Genomic DNA, 20,034 nt, shown 5'->3' on the forward strand with positions numbered 1-20,034 from the left:
AGCCATGAAAAAATACGCCGTATTCTTTGCCGTTATGCTGTCTTTTCTGTTGCCTGCTCAGGCCTCGGCAGGCATTCAGTACAGTCTTGAACATGAAGAGCAGATTGCCCGTGTCGGCGATCTTCCCCTGAGTCGTACCCTGCTGGATATTTTTCTGCACAAGCAACAAAAAGCGGCACAGGCCAGTGGCCGGACTCTGACCCTGCAAACCATTCTGCAACAATTACTCGATGATGCCTTAATGGCGGATTACGCCCGTACCCATCTCAGTGCAGAGCAGCTGAATCCGGAAAACCGCGTGGCATTTGCCGCCAGTGTTGAACGCCATAACCGGCTGGTATCGTTGCTGCGTGATTATTTTAACGATCAGATTGTCGCCAGCGTCAATGCGTTGCCGGGCAATAATTTCTCCAGTCTGGTGCAGTGGAATCCTGAACTGAATGTGGAGCGTCTGAATGCGCTGATTAAACTGCAGCCAGGGCTGACCATTGATCTGACAGCGGAACAGAAAACCGCGGCGGCCGGTTTTGCCGTGCTGAACACGGAACTGGCAGAAGGCGGCAACGTCAGTCTGCTGGATATTTATCAGCGTCAGAATGTGCAGGGCCGTCTGGCGCTGCAAAGCGGTAACCTCGATTATTTACAACAGCAGACAAGGTTATACGTCGGTGGTCTGTACGTACTGAACTGGAGTAAAAAACAGCTCTCTGCTGAAGACTGGCAGGCGCTGCAGCAGGTGATTCTGAATCAGGAACATCGTCTGCGCTTAATGGAAAGTATGGGTATTAATATGGATATCCATGATGATAATTCGGCCCTGCGCGCACGTGCAGCCACCATTACCGACGCCGAATTGCGTGCCGGCTACGACGAACATAAAGACGATTTCCGCGTGGTCGAGCGCGCTAAAGTGCGCCATATTCGCCTGGCTGATCAGGCTCAGGCCGATGCTGTTGTGGCCGAAATTCGCGGCGGCTTATCCTTTGCCGATGCCGTTAAGCGCTATTCGATTGCCGCCGATAAAGACAACGGCGGCGAACTGGGCTGGCTTAAGCGCGGCGAAAAAGACCGCACCTGGTTGCACTCGGTGGCCTTTGTACAACCTGAAGGGCAGGTGTCACCGGCATTTCGCAGTCCACAGAATGAAGGCGATGTGGTGTACGAAATTCTCTGGGTGGATGAGCGGGTGGATGGTTATTTACCGCTGAGCGACGAAGGCGTGCGTTATGAACTCTCACACGAACTGGCGCGGGCAGCACTGCAGCAGGATTTACAGACGCTGCAGAAAAAACTGCGTAACGAAGCCAATATCCAGCTTAACCGTCGCCTGAAGCCACAGAGCTGAGGGGCATTATGAAGGCAACATGGATAAACGTTCTGCTGCTGAGTGGCGGTGCGGGTCTGATTGCGGCTTTGTTATGGCTGCGTCAGGTGGATGTGCTGGTGGGGGAGAATCATGCTCTGCCGCAGACAGAGGAGCCGGTTTACACACCAACGGTTGTGCCGCCATTGCAGGCACCGGCTGCGCCGGATTCTGCGAAGGGAAAAACCGCAGACAGCGCCATCCATGATCTGGATAACAGCGAACTGGACGCCTGGTTGCCACGGCTGAACCGCGATGCCATTGCCAGTATGCAGGCGGCGCGGATTAACGGCGACCCGCGTGCGCCCAAACTCTCTCCCTCGCGTCCGCGGGAAATGCCGACGGCTGAAGAGCTGGCCGATGAAGAGCAATACCTCGCCTATGAACAGCGTCAGGAAAAACGTATGTTCCGCGCCTTTGTTGAAGCCAGTAAACAGAAAACGGCATTGATTCAGCAATACATTGATCAGGCAGAGGCGGGCGGTATCAGCGAAGAAGAGGTCGCCTTTGCGCGGGAAAAAATCCGCAAAATTGAAGCAATGGCCCTCAAGCTGCAGCAGGAAAACCCGGATATTATGCAGGAGTCCTTTAAACCGGAAGATAACTGGTTACCGGCTGTTAATTAGCCATTCATTCATCGCAGAACAGAAGAAAAAACGAAACAAGAAAACGGAACAAAGGGCTGTCAGCCGGGCTGAGCAGCACCTTTGCCAAAGAGTGGATTACTGAGACTATCGAACTCGTTAAAGCCGGACAATACGAATTTAAGCTTAGGAATGCCTTCGCTCTCAGTTCACATTAAATACCAGCAGTGCCTGTCGCTGCTGTTCCGCCAGACCAGCCAGTTCATGGCTGAGTTGTTTGGTGTCGTTGGCCTTTTCTTCGGTGCGGCGTGATTGCTGCGTCACTTCTGCGCTGCGGCTCTGGATGCTCTGGCTTAACTGCAATTGTTCACCGCTCAGGCGCGACACACTCTCGCTGGTCTGACGCATAGCCTCCACGGATTGCTGGATGGCATGCAGCGCATCACCGGCCTGTTGCGCATGGCTCACCATCTGCTCACTCAATTGATTCACTCCGGCCAGATCGCTGGCGGTGTGATTGGCTCCCTGCTGCAGATCGTCCACCAGTTGCTGAATCTCGCGGGTAGAGGCCGAGGTACGGCTGGCCAGCGTGCGCACTTCGTCGGCGACCACGGCAAAACCGCGCCCCTGCTCACCGGCCCGGGCGGCTTCAATCGCGGCATTCAGTGCCAGCAGATTAGTTTGTTCGGCAATGCTGTTGATGACATCCAGCACTTTGCCGATATTTTCCGAATGGCGCCGTAACGACTCGGCTTCAGCGGCGGCTTGTTGTACCTGCACCCCTGAACGACCGATCGCGCCGACCAGCTGTTGCACGGTGGCACTACCTTCGTTTACCCGCGAGGCGGCTTCTAGCGTTGCTGCTTCTGCACTCTGAGCCACATCGCGAACTTCCTCTGCTGCGGCGGCCACGCGCTCCATCTGCTGACCATTGGTAGCCGCTTCCTGCACCTGCTGCTGTGCCACCTGGCCGGTTTCCTGCGCCAGTTGCAGCAGCGTTCCGGCGGCGCGGCTGAGATGCTGGCCATTGCTGTGCATACCGCCCAGCGTCGCAGCCATCGTGCCCAGCATGCTATCGAAGGCTGCAGCCAGTTCACCCAGCTCATCCTCACTGTTGATGCCGGTACGGCGACTCAGATCTTTACTCCGTTCAATATCAATCACATGGTTACGGATGGCCCGCAGCGGGTTGAGTATGCGGTGGTAACCGAGCCAGCCCAGCGCCAGCATCGCGGCGATGGTGATTGCGGCAATAACGGCAATGGTGCGGATGGTGGCGCGGGTATCGCTCAGCGCCTGCTGCTGGCCTTCTGCAGCGAGCCCGGTTTGCAGGTTGATCAGCTGGTCGGTTAATTGCAGCATCGGCGCCAGTTGCGGATACATATCCATGTCGATATAGCTGCCCATGCTGTACGACTCATGCTCGGCAACAAACTGCTGTAAACGGGTAATGACGGCCAGTGCTTTGTCATAAGCACCGGCCTGCTGACGGATGGCTTCCTGCTCGGTACCGGTCAGGCCGCTGCTCAGATATAGCTGCCAGTTGTTTTCAATCTGCTCTCGCGCCTGTTGCAGACGTTGGCCAGCGTCATCCCAGAGCAGCATTTGTGCCCGGCTCTGATGAGCAACATCCACCACACCAGTGGCATAAGCCCGGCTTATGCCACTTAACAGCCATACCGGCTGCATGCGTTGCTCAAATAAGCGCGTGGCGTTATTCACCACCTGGGGCATTTGTTGCCAGACATAAAAGAACATGATGCTGGCCAGTAAGGCCGGTAAAGCCGCCATTAAAATTAATCGGTGTCGGATACGCATAAGTGCTGCACTCGTTATTAAGCAAACGTTGTGAAAAGAATAGAAGTTATGGCTGCAGCTTTTAGGCGGGGAATATGAAGGTTTTATGACAAAAAGCGGTCGCGCTACAAAGGCGCAACAAGTTTCCTGCGTTTTTATCGCAGCCGTTACCGGAGGTTACCGGGCACAACCTGTGGTTACGTAAAGTTGTTGATAAAGGCCGGCGGAAATAAGTGCAAATTAAAGCGGGATATCTGGTGTTTTTTGCAGATTGTTTCCAGAAAAACCGTAGGTAATTAATGGAAAAATAAAAGGAGGCAAAGCCTCCTTTTATTGTGGTTACTACTCTCAGTAAGCAACACCCATCCGCTGTTTTGGATGAGCATTATTTTCGGCTTCATCAATCATTGCCACGGCATAGTCCTGTACTGAAATACGGCTCTTGCCTTCGCTGTCGCTGACCAGGCTATCGCCGCCAGTGCGGTAGTGGCCGCTACGCTCACCGGGGAAGATTTCTGCCGCCGGGCTGATAAAGGTCCAGTTAACGGCGCTGTCGCTGTTGCGGAATACCGCCAGTGCTTCGCCCTGAGCGGTGGCTTCGCCTTTATACGCCTCCGGAAATTCCGGCAGCGATAACAGGGTGACGCCGGGCGCAACTTCCAGACTGCCGGCACCACCCACCCACAGCAGACGATTAACTCCGGCTGCCGGTAATTCATTAAGCAGACGCTGAGCAGACGCGGCAACAATCTCATGGTTACCAGCCGCACGGCCACCGATACTGGCTATCACCAGATCGGCACCGGCAACTGCGGCAGCGATGCTGGCGCTGTCGCCGGTTGTCAGGTCGAGGCTGCGTTTATCGACACCCGTGGCCGCGATTTTGCTGCTGTTGCGGGCAATGGCGATGACATCGTGGCCGCGGCTTTGTGCTTCCGCTACCAGGGTTGAGCCAATCCAGCCGGTCGCACCAATAATTGCAATTTTCATAATCTGTCCTCTTGTGTTTGAAAGCGGTTGTTTGTGTTTGAATGCGACCAGTCTATTGGTTCGGTGTGTCGCGATAAATATTCATATATGATCGAGTTTGTATCTGATTCTGATCAAATAAGAGGCGACTGTGGATAAACTCAATGCCATGCGCAGTTTTGTTGAAGTCGCCGCCTGCGGCAGTTTTACCGCAGCGGCTGAGCAGCTCGGCCAGAGCCGCCTGCGCATCAGCCGCGATGTACAGGAGCTGGAAGACTGGCTGCAGCTGCGCCTGTTACACCGCACCACGCGCCGGGTCAGCCTGACCACCGCCGGAGAAGAAGCGCTGCGTTACTGTGAGCGCATTCTCAGCGAAGCGGCTGAGCTGGAGAGCCGCGCGCGGCTGCACACCGCTGAGCTGGTCGGCGATATCCGTATTGCCAGCCCGATTGGCCTTGGACAAAACCTGCTGCTGGATCTGATCGACAGCTTCAGTGCTCAGCATCCGCAGGTGCGGTTTTACATGCTGTTGTCGGATAAAAACGCCCAACTGGTGGATGAGCGGGTGGATATCGCTCTGCGTTATACCGTGCAGCCCGATGACAGTCTGATAGCCCGGCGGCTGATGGCGGTCGATTCCATGCTCTGTGCCAGCCCGGACTACCTGGCCCGTTATGGCAAGCCGGCAACACCGGCGGAGCTGGCCACGCATAATTGTCTGATTCATCTGATGCAGCAGCGCTGGCAGTTTTTACATGACGGGCAGCTGCTGGAGCAGGAGGTGAATGGCACGTTGTTTGCGAATGACATGGGCGTGCTGGTGCGTGCCGCCTGCAAGGGCATGGGCATTGCCCGGCTGCCCTGCGACCTCGGCAATCCGCTGCTGGCCAGTGGTGCGTTACAGCCGCTGCTGGAAGCGTATCCGCTGCCGCAGCATGCGCTGTGGGCGGTATACCTGTCGCGCAGTTATCAACAACCGGTTATCCGCGCCTTTATTGATTTTGCGGCGCAGTATTGGCAGCAGGATGTGTTGCGGCCCTGAGTCTCCGCCTGATAAACCGATATATGCATGCTTATCGTTATTCTTATCAGCCTGATAACGAATGAGTATTGGCCGAACCGCGTCCGCTTCTTTATCGTCGAAGGAAATCAGCCGGTTAACGCACAGAGGAACACAGCATGAGCGACTTGCGCAGCGAACGTGACAGCATGGGCGAGCTACAGGTACCGGCTGATGCCCTGTACGGTGCCCAGACTCAGCGCGCGATTAATAATTTTCCGGTCAGTGGTCAGACTCTGCCTGAGCCGTTTATCCGTGCATTGTTGCTGGTAAAAGCCGCAGCTGCCCGCGCCAACGGCAAGTTGGGTGAACTGGATAAAGACATCGCTGCCGCCATTGAACAGGCCGCACAGTCGTTGCTGCAGAGCCCGGACATGATGCAGCATTTTCCGCTGGACGTATTTCAGACCGGTTCCGGCACCAGCTCCAATATGAATGCCAACGAAGTGCTGGCCACGCTGGCCGCCCGCGCATTGCAAAAAACGGTCAGTCCGAATGATCACGTTAACGCTGGTCAGAGCAGTAACGACAGCATTCCCTCGGCGATTCATATCAGCGCCGCTTTATTATTACAGCAACAATTATTACCGGCGCTGGAGCATCTGCAAAAAATCATCGAACGCAAAGCCGCGAGCCTTGCGCATATTGTCAAAACCGGCCGCACCCATTTAATGGATGCCATGCCGTTGCGTATGGATCAGAGCCTGAACAGCTGGGCTACGCAGATTACGCAGAATATCCACACATTAAAAATGCAGCAGCCGGCGATTCAGTCATTGGCACAGGGCGGTACCGCCATCGGTACCGGGGTAAATGCTCATGCGCAGTTTGCCGGTGCATTCTGTGCCGAATTGTCGGTATTAACCGGCATGATTTTTACCCCGGCAGAGAATCCGTTCACCCATATAGCTACCCAGGATATTGCCGTGGCCTTGTCGGGCCAGTTAAAAACCTGTGCAGTTTCATTAATGAAAATCGCCAATGATTTACGCTGGATGAATTCCGGGCCATTGGCCGGATTGGGCGAAATTGAATTACCGGCACTGCAACCCGGCTCGTCTATTATGCCGGGCAAAGTAAACCCGGTAATTCCTGAGGCGGTGGCGATGGTCTGTGCGCAGGTAATTGGTAACGACAGCGCGATTACCATCGCCGGTCAGTCTGGTAATTTCGAGTTAAATGTCATGCTGCCGCTGGTGGCGCGTAATCTGTGTGAAAGTCTGAGTCTGCTGGCCAATGTCAGCCGTTTACTGGCTGATAACGCCATCAGTGGTTTTAAGGTAAACGAAGATAATCTGAATAAAGCGCTGGCACGTAACCCGATTCTGGTAACCGCATTAAATCCGGTGATTGGTTATTTAAAAGCCGCCGACATCGCCAAACAGGCGTATAAAGAAAACCGCCCGGTGATTGATGTGGCACTGGAATATACCGATTTAAGCCGGGAAGAGCTGGAGCGTCTGCTTGATCCTAAACTGTTAACAGGTAAATGAGCGTTTAAATCTGCGCGGTATATTCATAGCCGCGCCAGTTATTTTTCAGCGTTTTTTATGCTTGCTGAAAACTATAAAAACTTCCCAGTCCGAGCATTTGGGTCAGCTCATCCAGAGCATTCTGTGATTCATCAAACAGGGCAGGGTCGGCCAGATCGGCGGGAATTAATTCGTCGCGGTAATGACGTTTTACCCAATCCTGTAAGCTATTGATTTTTTCGTCGCTGAGCATAAAGGCCGGATTTACCGCCGCCCGTTCGTGGGCCGTTAATATCACCCGCAGACGTAAGCAGGCCGGGCCGCCGCCGTTACTCATACTCTGGCGCACATCGACAAACTGCACCTGACGGATAGGCTGGCTGTGATCGGTCCGTAGTTCATTCAGATAGGTTTTTACGGCCTGATTATCGGCGCATTCTGAAGGGGCAATTAAACACATGTTGTTCATATCGGCGCTGCCGTCAGCGTTCATGGTGGCCAGCAACTGGCTGTTGAATAAATAACTGCTGATGGCGTCACTGAGGCTGACTTTGCTGGCCGGTACGCACAGGCTTTGCAGTGGCAGCCACTGATTTAATTCACTGAAGGCACGGTCGCGCGCTTTGTCTTCGTAAGCCTGCTCATGAAAAAACAGCACAGGCCCGTTACCGACCGCGACCACATCGTTATGAAACGCACCGGCATTAATCGCATGGCGGCTCTGCTGTAAAAAAACGGCATGGCGCAGACCGTGCTGGCGGGCGATGGCTTCGCAGGCTTCACGGCTCTGGCGTGCCGGAAAGGTCAGCGCGGCGAGGTCGGTATTGGTGTCGCGGCCATACACAAATAAGCCTACGCCGGGGCTCTGATAATCGGCACTCAGGCGGGTGTGATTGGCCGCACCTTCGTCGGCAAAGCGGTGAATCGCCGGTAACGCCGGATGCACAGCAAAGCGTTCTTTATCAGGGAACATGGCATTTAAGGTGGCGAAGGTTTGTTCATGTTCGATGGCGCGGTGGGCGGTGGTGATCAGGTTGGCCGGGGTAAAGTGCACCCGGCCGTCGTTGCTGTCGGCGGACGGTGTGACGGTAGCGGCATTGGCAGCCCACATCGATGAAGCGGAATACACCATCGACAGCAGCGCCGGAGATTCTTTCGCAGTGCGGTTCAGCAGCTGGTGATCGCTGCCGCTGAAGCCAAGGCGGCGCAGCACGCTCAGGTCGGGGCGCATCTGCGGTGGCATAAAGCCCTGTGGATAACCCATGTTCAGCAGCGTGCGCATTTTCTCCAGCCCCTGCAATGCCGCCTGTTTCGGACTGGAGCGGCTCAGGGCATTGCGGCTGGAGGCCAGGTTACCACTGGCCAGACCGCCGTAATGGTGAGTCGGGCCGATCAGCCCGTCAAAGTTAACTTCCTTTACGCTCTGTTGAGCCTGTTGTTCCTGTTGCGGATGGGCAGTCTGGGTGTTCATGGACGGAAACCTGTACCTGAAGGGGAAACGTAATCGTGGGTTAACGGGCCAGTGCTGATGGCCTGTGGCCAGGCGCAGTAATCGGCGGCATAGAAGGCGCTGGGGCGGTGGTTGCCACTGGCACCGATACCGCCGAACGGCAGTGCGCTGGAGGCTCCGGCGGTCGGTGCGTTGATGCTGATCACCCCGGCACGGATCTGCGCGCGGAACTGTTGTTGCTGTTGTGGATCATCGCTGATTAAACCAGCGGCCAGACCAAAGCGGCTGTTATTGGCCAGCTGGATGGCGTCGTCAAAGCGGGGTGTGCGGTACAGCTGTAGCAGCGGGCCGAACCATTCTTCATCCGGCGCGGGCTGCGCGCCGGTCATATCGATCAGCCCTGGCGACAGTAAAAAACCGGCGCTGCCAATGGCGCTCATACTCAGTAATGCTTTACCGCCGAGGCTGATTAACTGTTGTTGCGCGGCCAGCAATTGCTGCTGCGCACGGGCGCTGATTACCGGCCCGTAAAACGCCTGCTCATCGCCCTTTGGTTGCAGAATCAGCCGTGCGCAGAGCGCCAGCAGTGCCTGAACTATGGCGTCAGTTTGTGCTTCTGTCCCCGTCAGAATCAGGCGTCGGGCACAGGTGCAGCGTTGTCCGGCGCTGATAAAGGCGCTGCGTACAATCAGCTCGGCGGCGTGTTGCGCATGCACATTGCCATCGACAATTAACGGATTGTTGCCACCCATCTCCAGCGCCAGCAAAACTTCCGGACGGCCGCCAAACTGCCTGTGCAGCAGGCGCCCGGTATTGGAGGAACCGGTAAACAGCAGGCCATCAATCGGCTGCTGCGCCAGAGCTTCGCCAACCGCACGCCCGCCCTGCAGCAGATTCAGTACGCCCGCGGGCAGACCGGCGGCCTGCCACAGTTCTGCGGTTTTTTCGGCGCATAATGGCGTCTCTTCACTGGGTTTAAAGACCAGGGAATTGCCCGCCAGCAGCGCCGGAACAATATGGCCATTGGGCAGGTGGCCGGGAAAATTATAAGGGCCGAATACGGCCATCACGCCGTGGGCATGATGCTGCAGACCGGGCTGGTCGTTGCCGGTGCGCTGCTGACAGGCGCGGATGCTGATATCAACCTTGTTGATCATGGCGCTGACTTCGGTCAGGGCTTCCCAGTGTGGCTTGCCGGTTTCCAGGCTGATGGTGCCGGCCAAAGCGTCTTGTTGCTGCTGTAGCTGTGCGGCAAAGGCCTGCAGTATCTGCAGGCGCGGCTCAAAACCCAGAGCGGCCCAGGCCGGTTGGGCGGTGCGGGCGGCGGCAACGGCAGCAACAACCTGAGCGGCGCTGGCGCTGGCTTTACGCCAGACCGGTGTGGCGTCGGCCGGGTTTAAGGATTCAAACTCCGGGCCTTCGCCCGCAAGCCACTGACCATTGATTAACAGGCTCATCATGCCCCCAGTTGTTCCGGGATAAAGGCCAGTGGCTGGCCGGGTTGTACGCCGAGATGGCCCAGAGCGCTGGCGCTCAGCGCCAGTCGCTGCTGGCCGTTTTGCGCTATCAGCTGTCCATGTTGGGAAATCAGCTGTGCTTCGGTACAGATCACGCGGAACTGCTGCCAGCTGGGGTTGGCGATGATCAGTGACTGACTGTCATCGGCGTCTTCATCGTCGCTGGTGTCGGCGCAGAGTGCGCTGCTCAGCTGGCGGATAGCGCGTACGCTGCGGATATTACTCAGCTCGGCGCGCATCAATGGCCCGGCGTCGAAGATATCCACCACCCGGTCGTAGCTGAAACCTTCCAGCTCCAGCAGTTGTTTGGCGCGCCGGCCGGCGTCGGCGGGTTTGCCGATAACGGCTTGGGCCGCTTCCGGCAGCAGGCTGGTATAGATCGGGTATTTGGGCATCAGCTCGGTAATAAACTGATTAGAGCCGATGCCGCACAGGGTGTCGGCCTCATCGAATTCCATCTGAAAAAAGTGGCGGCCAATGGCATCCCAGAACGGGCTGTTGCCCTGTTCGTCGGTCCAGCCGCGCAGCTCGGCGATAACCGACTCGGCAAAGCGTCCGGCAAACAGCCCCATCAGCAGGTAGCGCGAACGCGCCAGCCAGTGGCCGTTGCCGCGGTAAGCCGGATCAAGAAACAAGGTGCCGACTTCGGAGCAGTCGGTGTAGTCGTTGGTCAGGTGCAGCAGCTGGCTGCGGACCTGTTTGTTCAGCGAGTGGGAATGGTGGGTCAGGCTCATCAGCCGGTAGGCATAGAATGCCTGACGCGCACCGGTCATGGCGTGTACGCCGGCGGTGCCGACCACCTTGTTGTGGCGGCTGTCTTCCATTACCAGAAAAAAGAAGTCGTCGCGGTGTTTGTCCTGGCGGTCGAAGCTGTCACAGGACAGCCGAATCCGGTCGAGCAGGGCGCCTTCGTCCTGTGGCAGAGAGGTCATACCTTCACCGGCTTTTTCTGCCAGCTCCAGCAGGTCGTGTACATCAGCGGCGATGGCCGGCCGGACAATCAGCATAAGGCAGGGTTCTCCTTGTTAGGGCCTGTTAACACTAATTAAACAGGCCTGTTATTAGCTAAAAATTCCTCAGGCAAGGCGCTGAGAGTGTGGCCTAACGGGTTAAGCGAACGAACAGCAACGCTGGATGAGGAATTTTTAGCCATAACCCTTCGGACTGAGGCCAGTTTTCCCCATTAACGCCGTCATTCGTCATTCATTTAGCCCGCTAATATCACTCCTCTTTCCTTGTTCTGAGAAAAACTGGCTCTCAGCAGGCCGGATTCACTTAGTGTTAACATGCCCTAGGTTGAGACAGCTTCTGTTGAATCAGCTTTTCGATAAAGACCACCGTCAGCGCCGCGCGTTCGGCAAAACTGTCGGTGCAGGCGTATTCCTGTTCGGTATGAATATTGGCACCGCGCACTCCGAGGGTATCGATATTGGCAAGCCCGGCGGCGGCCAGATTATTGCCCTCGCAGCAGCCGCCGGTGGCAACCCAGCGGATATCCAGACCCAGCTCAGCACCGCATTCATGCAGCAGGCTGAACAGCGCCTGCTGGCGCTCGTTCATCGGCTTGGGCGGGCGGTTAAAGTGGCCGTGCAGGGTCAGCTCACAGCCACTGCTGGCCTGCACTTTTTGCACGATCTGCTGCATCTGTTGTTCAAGTACGGCCATCTGTGAGGCTTCATCCATGCGGACATTAAAACGGCAGATGCATTGATCCGGTACCACATTTACCGCACCGCCACCGCTGATCTGGCCAATGTTGACGGTGATGCCCTGCTGCTGATCGCTGAGCTGTGCCAGCAGCCGTGCGGCATCGGCAATGGCCAGTACGGCATTGCGGCCGGAAAAGAAATCGCGTCCGGCATGGGTGCTCTGGCCACGGGCGCTGAGGGTAAAATTGCCGCTGCCTTTGCGCGCTCCGGCCAGCGTGCCGTCTTCCAGCGCCGGTTCGTAGGTCATGCCGACATGGGCCTGAGTTGCCAGTTCGGCCAATACTGGTGCAGACGATGGTGAGCCGATTTCTTCGTCGGGGGAGATGGCGAGGGTAAAACCAAAGTGATCTTTTAATGGCGACTGCTGCAGCCAGTGCAGGGCTTCGGCCAGCATCACCAGTCCGCCTTTCATATCGGCGGTGCCGGGGCCGTGCAGGCGGTTAGCGCGGATTTCGCATTGGTTAAACGCGCTGTTGGCCGGAAAGACGGTGTCGCTGTGGCCGGTAAACAGAATCTGCAATGGGGCGTTGGGGCGGGCGCGGAAGATCTGCATTGGTGCACAGGGGGATTCGAGCAGGCTGCCGTTGCCGGCAATCTGGCTGAGGGGCGTCAGTTCACGGTATTCCACCGTATCGGATAGCGGCGCAAACAGCTGATGCAGGCCAGCCTGAACCTGGCGGATGCCGCTCAGATGGCGGCTGCCGGAGTTGATTTCACATAACGCCCGCAGAGTATCGATCATACTGCCGGTGCGGGCTTCCAGTGCGGCCAGCAGCGCCTGCCGCTCAGCATTGCCTGTGAGGGGCATATACGCCTCCTTCATTCGTTCTGTGACAGGTATAGCATTAACGCATCGGCAATGACCATTACCGCAATCCGTTTACTTTCTCAGAAGCGGATTACACTGAAAATACAGCCTGACCGGTTTGTCTGTTTTTATGCGCTTTAAAAATTAAAGGAGTGCCTTATGGACGATTCTGACCTGAAAAAGCTGATCGCTGAGGATGCGGACGTGATATTGCATCCGGCATCATCCATCAGCGCATTGCTCAGCAATGGCCCGCAGATGATCTGCGCCGCCGATGGCTGCATGATCGAAGACGCGCAGGGGCGGCGTTATCTGGATGCGGTGGGCGGACTCTGGTGTGTGAATGCCGGTTATGGCCGTGCCGAGCTGGCGCAGGCGATGAAAGAGGCCGCAGAAAAACTCAGCTATTACCACACCTTCAGCAATGCCTCGAACCCCTGGCAGGTGCAACTGGCGGAAAAGCTGCTGAGTATTGCGCCGGCCGGATTGGGTAAAGTCTTTTTTGGCAGTGGCGGCAGCGATGCCAACGACACGCTGATTAAAATCGCCTGGCATTATCATGCGCTGCGCGGCCAGCATAAAAAAATTAAAGTCATCGCCCGTCAGCAGGCGTATCACGGTACGTCGGTCAGTACCGCCAGCCTGACCGGGCTGGGTGGATTTCATAAAGAATTTCCGCTGCCGCTGGATTTTGTGCTGCGGGTGGAGTGTCCGCATTTTTACACCCGCGCTTTGCCCGGTGAAGACGAAGCGCAATTCTGTGAGCGTTTAATTGACGAAATACGGCAGTTAATTAACACCACCGGGGCCGAGAATATTGCCGCTTTTTTTGCCGAACCGATTCACGCCGCCGGTGGCATTATCGAGCCGCCTGCCGGTTATTATCAAAAGCTTAAAGCGCTGCTGGCTGAGCACGATATTTTACTGGTCGCCGACGAAGTTGTGTGCGGTTATGGCCGGCTGGGCAGCTGGTTTGGTTCACCCCTGCTGGGCCTTGAGCCGGATATGATGGCCACGGCCAAAGGTCTGACCAGTGGCTATTTTCCGATGTCGGCGGCCTTTATTACCAATGAGGTCTGGCAGGTTCTGAAACAGGGTTCCGATAAACTCGGCGCCTTTTCCCACGGCTATACCTATTCCGGCCATCCGGTCGGTGCGGCGGTGGCACTGGCGAATATTGAGTTGCTGGAGCGCGAAGGGCTGGTGGATAAAGCGCGGGAAAACGGTGCTTATCTGCATCAGCGTCTGCACGATGTTTTAGACAGCAACCCTTATGTCGGTGAAATCCGCGGTCGCGGTTTACTCGCCGGGGTGCAGCTGGTGGCTGATAAAGCGCAGAGGAGGTTACCGGATGCCGGTGATAAATGGCCACTTAAAGTCAGTAATGCGGTACGCGAACTGGGCGTTATTGTACGGCCACTACCCAGTGTGGCAACGCTGGCTATTTCGCCGCCGTTAACCATCTCGTGCGAACAGATTGATACCCTGGTGATGGCATTACAGACGGCGATTAACCAACAGTTGGCGCCGCTGTCTGAGGTTCCTTAATAAGATTATTAGTTTTACCTATAACAATCATCATTAATACTTATTGGTGTTGTCTGTGGCGGCCCCAGACAATATCGGAACTTTTATTATCTGGATATTCCCATGCTAATCCGCCTTGTGTACGCCAGCCATGCGTCGTTTTCTGTCGGTAACGACCGGATTGATCCGCGCTTAGGCCGGATTCTGACTCAGTCACGTAACAATAACAGCCGGCGTGAAATTGGTGGTGTACTGTATCTGGGCGATGGTTTTTTTCTGCAATGCCTGGAAGGCGAAGCCGCTGCTGTTGATGGCTTGTATCAGCGCATCTGTGAAGACAGTCGCCATCATAATCAGGTTATTCTCAGCCGCATCGCCATTGAAAAGCGCTTATTCAGTAACTGGTCGATGAAATATATTCCGGCAGAAAAAAGTGTACGGTCATTTCTTCAGGCCCGTGGCTATCAGGCCTTTAATCCGTTCGAATTAAAGGCCACAGATATTGAGCAACTGGTGCAGTTTTTTCATGAATTGCAGGTAAGCGGTAATGATGCCGGTGCTGACGATGAAAAAGAAACAGCGGTAAAACAACCAGCGGTACAGCAACCATTTTGGCGTCGTTGGTTAGCACGGTTGACCGGCTGATTTTTTACCGTGCGTGCAGCCGCTGACCGTCGGGCACATAGTGGCTCAGATCAGAGGCTGTAACGCTGATGGCAATAGGCGATGCCGGAGACGATGGGGTAGTCCTGGCAGTAACGCAGATTGCAGTGAAACTCTTCCAGGCGGGCTTCTGCAGGCAGCAGAACTTCCGGCTCGCCGACATAGCCCGCCCTGCACAGTTCAGTGGCGCGGCGATGCCAGTGCTGCTTAAAGGTGGTGATGGTGTCATCGTAATTCAGAATAAACTGATAGCCACCAATCTGACGCACTTCGATCACATAAACACCGGGTGCAATTTCTTTATCCAGATAGCCATTCTGCTGTTCCACACCTTCGTTCAGAACCGGCTTGTAAGCGACAGGGCTACAGGCGGCTGACAGTCCGATCAGGCTCAACACAACGGCTGAGCGCAGTGTTTTTAGTGGCGATAATATGGCGTGGAAAGCATCGTTCATGCTGGCTGGTCTGCGCTTGGCTGAAGGGTTGGCTTGTTGGTATTTACAGAAGGGGGGATTCTGCACAGCCTTGCCGCTTACGTCCAGCCGCCGGGGACAAAAGTTCCGGCATTAATATGCAAAGCTGTGTTGCAGTCGACAGAATAACAGCAGTGATGCTTTGCTGGCCGCGGGGGATCACCGCCAGCGTCATGCTGAGCGCCTTACTGGAGGCGGGTGTGTGGTGCGATCAGAAGGTTATTTTTGGTACTGGTTCTTCACGGGTTCAGGTCAGTCGCTGATGATAGGCGCGAACGTTGCGCGGGTCAGTTTCGCCAGATCCGCCGGAGCCAGTTCAATTTCCAGGCCGCGTCGACCGGCACTGACATTGAGCGAAAGCAGGGCTTCTGCGCTGCTGTCGATGACCGTTGGCAAGGCTTTCTTTTGGCCAATCGGACTGATGCCGCCAACAATATAACCGGTGCTGCGCTCGGCTACTTTCGGGTCGGCCATTTCGGCTTTTTTCGCACCCAGTGCCTTGGCAATATTTTTCAGGCTGAGCATGTGGGTGACCGGCAGTACCGCGACGGCCAGTGGGCTTTTATGGCCGGTTAAACTCACCAGTAGCGTTTTAAATACCAGTGCCGGATCGAGTCCGAGGGCTTCGGCTGCTTCTTCGCCGAAGGATTCTGCCGCCGGGTCGTGATGATATTCGTGCACATTAAACGTTACTCCCGCTTTTTTGGCGCAGTTAATGGCCGGTGTCATCAGCAGGCCTCCGGGCTGATTAACTGAAAACGTGGCTGGCGAATGCCGTTGTGCTCAATGTCTTCGACAAACATCGCGTATGGGCGCACCCAGCTGGATAAATCGCCATACAGCGTTTTATACAACACCAGCCATTCTTCGTTTTCGCTGTGGCGCACCAGCCCCAACACCTGGTAGTCGTTACCTTTGTAATGACGGTAAATGCCGGGAGTAATCTGCGGGGCTGCTGTTTGTGCGCTCATTGGTTTTCCTTTTAAAACGTATTACTTCAATTCAAAGCGCACGCCGGCACTGGCGTTGATGCTTTGTTTCTGGATCAGCATTGGTGCGGGTTCAGAATCCGCTTTAGCCATGCTCATGGCGCGCATTTCATACATCGGCTGGCCACCACCATTACCCTGTTCTTCGATATGCAGCACTTTGCCGAGTTTATTATCCAGCGCGTTGGCCATGTTTTTGGCTTTGTTGCGGGCATTGGTCAGGGCCAGTGTCATGGCTTGCTGTTCCAGTGCCGCGCGGTCATTAAAACGCAGCTGAGTATTATGGATTTTCACCAGTGAATTTTGCAGCAGTTCATGGACCAGTACGCCATATTGTTCCATATCACGCAGTGTCAGGGTAACGCTGCGGCTGACCTGCTCGCCTTTGTATTCGCGCTTATTACGTTTGGAGCTGTAATCGTATTCGAAAATAGCCTGATTGCTGATCTGTGCGGCGTCGATATCGTCTTGTTTAATGCCCAGTTTTTTGCTGATAGCGAGGACATTGTTCATGGCGGTATCGACTTTTGCTTTTGCCGCTTTTGACGTTGGCTGAGTATCACTGACCGTCAGATTTAATTGCAGATAATCCGGGTAGGCTTCTACTTCTCCCTGGCCGGTAACGGCAATGTAGCGGTCCTCAGCGGCAATCGCGGACTGGGCGCTAAACAACGCGCAGACAGAAAACAGCAGGGCTGCGGAAGCGGTATTCAGTTTCATGGTTATTCCTTATCAGTGTCAGCATGAGCCATTCAGTAAGCGTATTCGATGCAGCATATGCTCTGTCGTTCGGTTCGCGGCGGGTCTTTGCCTGATCTTTACGCCATCAGTTTTTCTGGCTGGCATTAAAGGCTGCCAATTGTTCTGCCGTGGCTTCCTGTTGGTATTTTTCTTTCCACTCGCTGTAGGGAATGCCGTAAATCTGTTCTCGGGCGGCATCGTAATCCATAGATACGCCTTGTTCCTGTGCTGCGCTGACGGTCCATTTGGCCAGACAGTTACGGCAGAAACCGGCGAGATTCATCAGCTCGATGTTCTGCACATCGTTGCGCTCATCCAGATGCTTAAGCAGGCGGCGCAGTACAGCGGCTTCAATGGCGGTTTGCTGATCGGGGGTCATAGCGTCTCCGTAACGGTTGCAAAGCGTTCAGTGTAAACGATGTGGCTTGTGTCAGCAGCAGGCTTGTTGTGCCGTCGGCAACGTAATATAGTGCAGGCTCTTTTTAACGGTCAGGAGAACATTTGATGATTGTCGTAACCTCTGACCGGGCTTGTATTACAGCTTAAACGGTATCCCGACCTGTACATTGCGTTCGTCGATCGGATGCGTACATCGAGTAAGCACATCAAGCGAATGCTTTGTGCATCGCTGCCGTTTTTCTGCCTTCCCCGCCCGGTTTATCTGTTTTTTTAAACCGGGGCAAAAATGCCCCCGATATTGTTTGCATGATTGTGTACGGCCTTTTGCTGCCTTTTATTTGCAGTGTGCCTGTACGCGATGATGCTTTGCGTCAGGGCTTTATCATGACCACACAAACCTCTCTTACCAGTCTTGGCTGGCAGGCATTTTTTCAACAACAACTCAGTCTCGACGAATGGCAGCAGTGTTATCCGGTACGGGTACTGGAGCAACATAAAACGCTTCTGGATGTGAGCGGTGAACAGGGAGCAATGCGCTTACCTTATACGCCCGCAGTGCTCAGTCAGCTGGGCGCCATTTGTGTCGGCGATTGGCTGCTGCTGAACCGTAGTGATGTCAGTATGCAGCAACCGACCATTATCCGCCGGCTTGAACGTCTCAGTTGTTTTCAGCGGCGGGCAGCGGGCAGTAAGGTCGGCATGCAACTCATTGCCGCTAATGTGGATACGGCTTTTATTGTCTGCTCATTAAATGATGATTTTAATCTGAACCGTATTGAACGTTACCTCAGCATTGTGCACGAAAGCGGCGCAGAGGCGGTGGTGGTGCTCAGTAAGGCGGACCTGTGTGAACAGGCCGATGAGCGCCAACAGCAGGTACAGCGGCTTGATCCCATGCTGGCGGTGGTGACGGTCAGCGGGCTTAATTCTGACAGCGTACAGCAATTAACGCCCTGGTGCCGGAGCGGTAAAACCGTTGCCTTGCTGGGCTCGTCGGGTGCCGGTAAATCGACCCTCAGTAATCAGTTATTAGGGCAAGAGGTACAGGCGACAGGAACCATCCGTGAGGATGACAGTAAAGGCCGCCATACCACCACCAAACGCTCACTGCTGGCGATGCCGGGCGGTGCGATGATTCTGGATACCCCGGGTATGCGCGAGCTGCAATTAGCAGATTGTGCCGACGGCCTGGCGCAGACGTTTGCCGATATTGAGCAGTTAGCGCAACAGTGTCGTTTTATCGATTGTGGTCACACGAATGAACCCGGTTGTGCCATTCAGATGGCGCTGAAAAACGGAACGCTGGAGGAAAGGCGCTTGCACCATTACGCTAAATTGCAGCGTGAGCAGCAGTTCAACAGCGCGACGATTGCCCAGCGCCGTGCCGGTGAGCGTGAAATCGGCAAGCTGCATAAACGTATTCAGGGAGAGCGAAAACGGCAGAAAAAACTGAGCTGATACTCATGTAATCTGCATAAAAAACCCGGATCATTCCGGGTTTTTTTATGCTTTAAAGAAGCGGCTGGTGGAGGGCATCGCCAGATGCTCAGAAATGCTGAAAACCGCTTTGTTGCGGTAAGTGAATCGTCTGGCCATTTTCCTGCAACACAACCGCAGCATCACCAGCGCTAACGACCTGGCCAATACACTGTATGCCGGAAAATTGTGGACGTAATTCTTCGATTTGCTGGCGTTTGGCGGCGGCGGCGGTAAACAATAACTGATAGTCATCACCACCGGTTAAGCACTGTGACCAGCGCGGGTCGGCGCGTTCAACAATGGTGGGGATCGCATCAGCATCCAGCATCAGTGTTACGTTCGCCGCACGGCTGATATGACTGGCGTCCTGCAATAAACCATCCGAAATATCCATGCAGCTGCTGGCCAGATTACGCAGTGCTATTCCCAGCGGTGTCTGTACCTGCGGGAAGTAGTAATGCAGTGCCAGGCCGCTGAAATCAGCCGGATTTTCCAGCACCCGTGGCAGTGCCAGTGCGGCACGGCCAATGGTATCGGATACCCAGATATCATCGCCCACCTGCGCCCCGCGGCGTGTCAGTGCCTGACCTGCGCCGACCCAACCCTGCACATGAATGCTGATGACCAGACACGGACCCGAGGTGGTATCGCCACCGAGTAAGGCCAGATCGAGTTCATGGGCCGCATCGCGTAAGCCCTGACTGAAACCGGTCAGCCAGTCGTGCTCTGCATTGGGCATGGTGAGAGCCAGGTGAAACCCCTGGGGTTCAGCGCCCATCGCCGCCAGATCAGAAGCGGCACAGCGCAAGGCACGTTGGGCAATTAAATGGGCGGGAGCGCTGGCCGGAAAATGCACATCGGCCACCTGGGTGTCGATGCTTTGTACCAGATCGCAACCGGCTGGGGGGATGATGATGGAAGCATCATCGCCCACGCCCAGACGGGTGTATGGATTGTGCGGAAAACCGGAGGCAAAAAATTCGCGAATGAGGGCGAATTCACCTGAGCCTGTTGCTTTGCTCATCGTACTGCCT

19 protein-coding genes are annotated in these 20,034 nt (G+C 55.3%); 7 read left to right on the forward strand and 12 right to left on the reverse strand.

All coding sequences use genetic code 11. The features are described 5' to 3' along the window. Positions 1–4: 4 nt before the first annotated feature. Together NYR02_RS15025 and NYR02_RS15030 are read left to right on the forward strand one after the other, a co-directional pair. The gene (locus NYR02_RS15025) at positions 5–1,345 is read left to right on the forward strand and encodes a peptidylprolyl isomerase (protein ID WP_260977170.1); all 1,341 of its coding nucleotides are present in this window, start codon (positions 5–7) and stop codon (positions 1,343–1,345) included. Positions 1,346–1,353: 8 nt separating this feature from the next. After that, complete coding sequence (locus NYR02_RS15030) at positions 1,354–1,989, forward strand: hypothetical protein (protein WP_260977171.1); 636 nt, start codon at positions 1,354–1,356, stop codon at positions 1,987–1,989. Between the two features lie 162 nt (positions 1,990–2,151). Here the strand turns inward: NYR02_RS15030 and NYR02_RS15035 are convergent, their stop codons facing one another. Both NYR02_RS15035 and NYR02_RS15040 read right to left on the reverse strand, forming a co-directional pair. After that, a complete protein-coding gene (locus tag NYR02_RS15035; protein ID WP_260977172.1) occupies positions 2,152–3,765 on the reverse strand; it encodes a methyl-accepting chemotaxis protein in 1,614 nt (537 codons plus the stop codon). A gap of 327 nt (positions 3,766–4,092) precedes the next feature. Further along, positions 4,093–4,734 carry an NAD(P)-dependent oxidoreductase gene (locus NYR02_RS15040; protein WP_260977173.1) on the reverse strand — a complete coding sequence of 214 codons (642 nt, stop codon included), beginning with the start codon at positions 4,732–4,734 and terminating at the stop codon, positions 4,093–4,095. Positions 4,735–4,864: 130 nt separating this feature from the next. Between NYR02_RS15040 and NYR02_RS15045 the strand changes: the two genes are divergently transcribed. Both NYR02_RS15045 and NYR02_RS15050 read left to right on the forward strand, forming a co-directional pair. Then, positions 4,865–5,755 carry a LysR family transcriptional regulator gene (locus NYR02_RS15045; RefSeq protein ID WP_260977174.1) on the forward strand — a complete coding sequence of 297 codons (891 nt, stop codon included), beginning with the start codon at positions 4,865–4,867 and terminating at the stop codon, positions 5,753–5,755. Between the two features lie 137 nt (positions 5,756–5,892). After that, complete coding sequence (locus NYR02_RS15050; RefSeq protein ID WP_260977175.1) at positions 5,893–7,266, forward strand: class II fumarate hydratase; 1,374 nt, start codon at positions 5,893–5,895, stop codon at positions 7,264–7,266. A 55-nt stretch (positions 7,267–7,321) separates the two neighbouring features. Here NYR02_RS15050 and astB read toward each other — a convergent pair whose 3' ends face one another. From astB to NYR02_RS15070, 4 genes are all read right to left on the reverse strand, one after another. Next, entirely contained in the window at positions 7,322–8,716 is a 1,395-nt protein-coding gene (gene astB, locus NYR02_RS15055) for an N-succinylarginine dihydrolase (protein WP_260977176.1), read from the reverse strand. Further along, complete coding sequence (gene astD / locus NYR02_RS15060; protein ID WP_260977177.1) at positions 8,713–10,155, reverse strand: succinylglutamate-semialdehyde dehydrogenase; 1,443 nt, start codon at positions 10,153–10,155, stop codon at positions 8,713–8,715. The genes astB and astD overlap by 4 nt, the downstream gene beginning before the upstream one ends. Continuing rightward, positions 10,152–11,219, reverse strand: a complete 1,068-nt coding sequence (locus tag NYR02_RS15065; RefSeq protein WP_260977178.1) for an arginine N-succinyltransferase — start codon at positions 11,217–11,219, stop codon at positions 10,152–10,154. Before NYR02_RS15065 ends, astD begins: the two co-directional genes overlap by 4 nt. A gap of 274 nt (positions 11,220–11,493) precedes the next feature. After that, complete coding sequence (locus NYR02_RS15070) at positions 11,494–12,729, reverse strand: hydrolase (protein WP_260977179.1); 1,236 nt, start codon at positions 12,727–12,729, stop codon at positions 11,494–11,496. A gap of 159 nt (positions 12,730–12,888) precedes the next feature. Here NYR02_RS15070 and NYR02_RS15075 point away from each other — a divergent pair, with 159 nt between their 5' ends. Both NYR02_RS15075 and NYR02_RS15080 read left to right on the forward strand, forming a co-directional pair. Further along, positions 12,889–14,277 carry an aminotransferase family protein gene (locus tag NYR02_RS15075; RefSeq protein ID WP_260977180.1) on the forward strand — a complete coding sequence of 463 codons (1,389 nt, stop codon included), beginning with the start codon at positions 12,889–12,891 and terminating at the stop codon, positions 14,275–14,277. A gap of 102 nt (positions 14,278–14,379) precedes the next feature. Beyond that, complete coding sequence (locus NYR02_RS15080) at positions 14,380–14,901, forward strand: BLUF domain-containing protein (RefSeq protein ID WP_260977181.1); 522 nt, start codon at positions 14,380–14,382, stop codon at positions 14,899–14,901. 50 nt (positions 14,902–14,951) lie between these two features. Here NYR02_RS15080 and NYR02_RS15085 read toward each other — a convergent pair whose 3' ends face one another. The 5 genes from NYR02_RS15085 to NYR02_RS15105 form a co-directional block, all read right to left on the reverse strand. Next, positions 14,952–15,440 carry a hypothetical protein gene (locus tag NYR02_RS15085; RefSeq protein ID WP_260977182.1) on the reverse strand — a complete coding sequence of 163 codons (489 nt, stop codon included), beginning with the start codon at positions 15,438–15,440 and terminating at the stop codon, positions 14,952–14,954. 204 nt (positions 15,441–15,644) lie between these two features. Further along, a complete protein-coding gene (ybaK, locus tag NYR02_RS15090; protein ID WP_260977183.1) occupies positions 15,645–16,121 on the reverse strand; it encodes a Cys-tRNA(Pro) deacylase in 477 nt (158 codons plus the stop codon). Then, the gene (locus NYR02_RS15095) at positions 16,121–16,363 is read right to left on the reverse strand and encodes a DUF1653 domain-containing protein (protein ID WP_260977184.1); all 243 of its coding nucleotides are present in this window, start codon (positions 16,361–16,363) and stop codon (positions 16,121–16,123) included. Before NYR02_RS15095 ends, ybaK begins: the two co-directional genes overlap by 1 nt. Before the next feature lie 21 nt (positions 16,364–16,384). After that, positions 16,385–17,101 (reverse strand): SIMPL domain-containing protein, encoded by a 717-nt coding sequence (locus tag NYR02_RS15100; RefSeq protein WP_260977185.1) that lies wholly within the window; start codon positions 17,099–17,101, stop codon positions 16,385–16,387. Positions 17,102–17,207: 106 nt separating this feature from the next. Next, positions 17,208–17,501, reverse strand: a complete 294-nt coding sequence (locus tag NYR02_RS15105; RefSeq protein WP_260977186.1) for a DUF1244 domain-containing protein — start codon at positions 17,499–17,501, stop codon at positions 17,208–17,210. A gap of 404 nt (positions 17,502–17,905) precedes the next feature. Here NYR02_RS15105 and rsgA point away from each other — a divergent pair, with 404 nt between their 5' ends. Continuing rightward, positions 17,906–18,979 (forward strand): ribosome small subunit-dependent GTPase A, encoded by a 1,074-nt coding sequence (gene rsgA / locus NYR02_RS15110; protein ID WP_260977187.1) that lies wholly within the window; start codon positions 17,906–17,908, stop codon positions 18,977–18,979. A gap of 88 nt (positions 18,980–19,067) precedes the next feature. Here the strand turns inward: rsgA and thiL are convergent, their stop codons facing one another. After that, positions 19,068–20,024, reverse strand: coding sequence for a thiamine-phosphate kinase (gene thiL / locus NYR02_RS15115; RefSeq protein WP_260977188.1), 957 nt, complete (start codon positions 20,022–20,024; stop codon positions 19,068–19,070). Positions 20,025–20,034 lie beyond the last annotated feature (10 nt).

It is taken from the genome of Thalassolituus pacificus (genome assembly GCF_025318105.1).
In the GTDB taxonomy this organism is placed as follows: Bacteria; Pseudomonadota; Gammaproteobacteria; order Pseudomonadales; family Oceanobacteraceae; genus Venatoribacter; species Venatoribacter pacificus.

Coding starts and splice junctions, on each gene's coding strand:
- NYR02_RS15050 (WP_260977175.1), top strand. CDS start 5,893: ATGAGCGACTTGCGCAGCGAACGTGACAGCATGGGCGAGCTACAGGTA.
- NYR02_RS15030 (WP_260977171.1), top strand. CDS start 1,354: ATGAAGGCAACATGGATAAACGTTCTGCTGCTGAGTGGCGGTGCGGGT.
- NYR02_RS15070 (WP_260977179.1), bottom strand. CDS start 12,729: ATGCCCCTCACAGGCAATGCTGAGCGGCAGGCGCTGCTGGCCGCACTG.
- astD (WP_260977177.1), bottom strand. CDS start 10,155: ATGATGAGCCTGTTAATCAATGGTCAGTGGCTTGCGGGCGAAGGCCCG.
- NYR02_RS15025 (WP_260977170.1), top strand. CDS start 5: ATGAAAAAATACGCCGTATTCTTTGCCGTTATGCTGTCTTTTCTGTTG.
- NYR02_RS15080 (WP_260977181.1), top strand. CDS start 14,380: ATGCTAATCCGCCTTGTGTACGCCAGCCATGCGTCGTTTTCTGTCGGT.
- NYR02_RS15035 (WP_260977172.1), bottom strand. CDS start 3,765: ATGCGTATCCGACACCGATTAATTTTAATGGCGGCTTTACCGGCCTTA.
- NYR02_RS15075 (WP_260977180.1), top strand. CDS start 12,889: ATGGACGATTCTGACCTGAAAAAGCTGATCGCTGAGGATGCGGACGTG.
- ybaK (WP_260977183.1), bottom strand. CDS start 16,121: ATGACACCGGCCATTAACTGCGCCAAAAAAGCGGGAGTAACGTTTAAT.
- NYR02_RS15095 (WP_260977184.1), bottom strand. CDS start 16,363: ATGAGCGCACAAACAGCAGCCCCGCAGATTACTCCCGGCATTTACCGT.
- NYR02_RS15040 (WP_260977173.1), bottom strand. CDS start 4,734: ATGAAAATTGCAATTATTGGTGCGACCGGCTGGATTGGCTCAACCCTG.
- rsgA (WP_260977187.1), top strand. CDS start 17,906: ATGACCACACAAACCTCTCTTACCAGTCTTGGCTGGCAGGCATTTTTT.
- NYR02_RS15105 (WP_260977186.1), bottom strand. CDS start 17,501: ATGACCCCCGATCAGCAAACCGCCATTGAAGCCGCTGTACTGCGCCGC.
- NYR02_RS15100 (WP_260977185.1), bottom strand. CDS start 17,101: ATGAAACTGAATACCGCTTCCGCAGCCCTGCTGTTTTCTGTCTGCGCG.
- astB (WP_260977176.1), bottom strand. CDS start 8,716: ATGAACACCCAGACTGCCCATCCGCAACAGGAACAACAGGCTCAACAG.
- NYR02_RS15065 (WP_260977178.1), bottom strand. CDS start 11,219: ATGCTGATTGTCCGGCCGGCCATCGCCGCTGATGTACACGACCTGCTG.
- thiL (WP_260977188.1), bottom strand. CDS start 20,024: ATGAGCAAAGCAACAGGCTCAGGTGAATTCGCCCTCATTCGCGAATTT.